Source organism: Paenibacillus taichungensis, assembly GCF_003287275.1.
Lineage (GTDB): Bacteria > Bacillota > Bacilli > Paenibacillales > Paenibacillaceae > Paenibacillus > Paenibacillus taichungensis_A.
Genome location: NZ_QEVW01000045.1, coordinates 1 through 1,308, shown reverse-complemented (window position 1 = coordinate 1,308; position 1,308 = coordinate 1). Strand labels below are relative to the sequence as shown.

The 1,308-nt window shown below is 52.8% G+C and carries 10 tRNA genes and 1 rRNA gene; all 11 read left to right on the top strand.

The window, feature by feature from the left end:
* A 5S ribosomal RNA gene (gene rrf / locus DC345_RS31225) occupies positions 1-117 on the top strand.
* A 38-nt stretch (positions 118-155) separates the two neighbouring features.
* Positions 156-229: transfer RNA gene (locus DC345_RS31220), tRNA-Ile, on the top strand.
* A 28-nt stretch (positions 230-257) separates the two neighbouring features.
* Positions 258-333, top strand: a tRNA-Ala gene (locus DC345_RS31215).
* Position 334: 1 nt separating this feature from the next.
* A tRNA-Asn gene (locus tag DC345_RS31210) sits at positions 335-410 on the top strand.
* A 4-nt stretch (positions 411-414) separates the two neighbouring features.
* Positions 415-486, top strand: a tRNA-Glu gene (locus DC345_RS31205).
* Positions 487-610: 124 nt separating this feature from the next.
* A tRNA-Val gene (locus DC345_RS31200) sits at positions 611-686 on the top strand.
* Positions 687-706: 20 nt separating this feature from the next.
* A tRNA-Met gene (locus tag DC345_RS31195) sits at positions 707-780 on the top strand.
* A 27-nt stretch (positions 781-807) separates the two neighbouring features.
* A tRNA-Asp gene (locus tag DC345_RS31190) sits at positions 808-885 on the top strand.
* 133 nt (positions 886-1,018) lie between these two features.
* Positions 1,019-1,094: transfer RNA gene (locus DC345_RS31185), tRNA-Phe, on the top strand.
* Between the two features lie 18 nt (positions 1,095-1,112).
* Positions 1,113-1,188 (top strand) — tRNA-Thr (locus tag DC345_RS31180).
* 9 nt (positions 1,189-1,197) lie between these two features.
* Positions 1,198-1,283 (top strand) — tRNA-Tyr (locus tag DC345_RS31175).
* Positions 1,284-1,308: the final 25 nt, after the last annotated feature.

The following is a 1,308-nucleotide window of genomic DNA, read 5'->3' as shown; positions in this document are numbered from 1 at the left end:
TTTGGTGGCGATGGCGGAGGGGTTCCACACGTACCCATCCCGAACACGACCGTTAAGCCCTCTAGCGCCGATGGTACTTGGACCGCAGGGTCCTGGGAGAGTAGGACGCCGCCAAGCGAAACCCCATTGGGGTATTTTTTTTCGATTTTTCATACGGGCCCTTAGCTCAGTTGGTTAGAGCGCACCTCTGATAAGGGTGAGGCCGGTGGTTCGAGTCCACCAGGGCCCATAGTAATACCAGATAGACTAAAGTGTATGGGGCCATAGCTCAGCTGGGAGAGCGCCTGCCTTGCAAGCAGGAGGTCAGCGGTTCGATCCCGCTTGGCTCCACCATTCCCTGATAGCTCAGTTGGTAGAGCACTCGACTGTTAATCGAGTTGTCACAGGTTCGAGTCCTGTTCGGGGAGCCATTAAGGCCCGTTGGTCAAGGGGTTAAGACACCTCCCTTTCACGGAGGTAACAGGGGTTCGAATCCCCTACGGGTCATAGCTATATTTATTAGCTTAAAAAAGGGATGAGAATCCCAAAGGTTCGTCGGAGGATAAACTTCGTTAGCAAAGGCTTCGCAGTCTCGAATGAAGTGAGAGTATCCCCTACGGGTCATATATATGGAGGCTTAGCTCAGCTGGGAGAGCATCTGCCTTACAAGCAGAGGGTCGGGGGTTCGATCCCCTCAGCCTCCACCATATAGTATTCTAAATAACGACGCGGGGTGGAGCAGCCCGGTAGCTCGTCGGGCTCATAACCCGAAGGCCGCAGGTTCAAATCCTGCCCCCGCAATTATACTTTCTTTCAAGAAAGTGATCTGGAACCGTGGTGTAGTTGGCCTAACATGCCTGCCTGTCACGCAGGAGATCGCGGGTTCGAATCCCGTCGGTTCCGCCATCTTGATTATGCTTCAGGGATGAGAATCCGTTTTTGGGTTCGTCGGAGCATTCACTTCGAGAGCATTAGCTTCGCAGTCTCGAACGAAGTGAGAGTATCCCGTCGGTTCCGCCATTAATTCAAACTTCATTGTGGCTCGGTAGCTCAGTCGGTAGAGCAGAGGACTGAAAATCCTCGTGTCGGCGGTTCGATTCCGTCCCGAGCCACCATTTATCACAACATAATATGCCGGTGTAGCTCAACTGGTAGAGCAACTGACTTGTAATCAGTAGGTTGGGGGTTCAAGTCCTCTCGCCGGCACCATGTAATCCTGGAGGATTAGCGAAGCGGCCAAACGCATCAGACTGTAAATCTGCTCCCGTACGGGTTCGGTGGTTCGAATCCATCATCCTCCACCAGTTTTTTGAGTCATTAGCTCAGTTG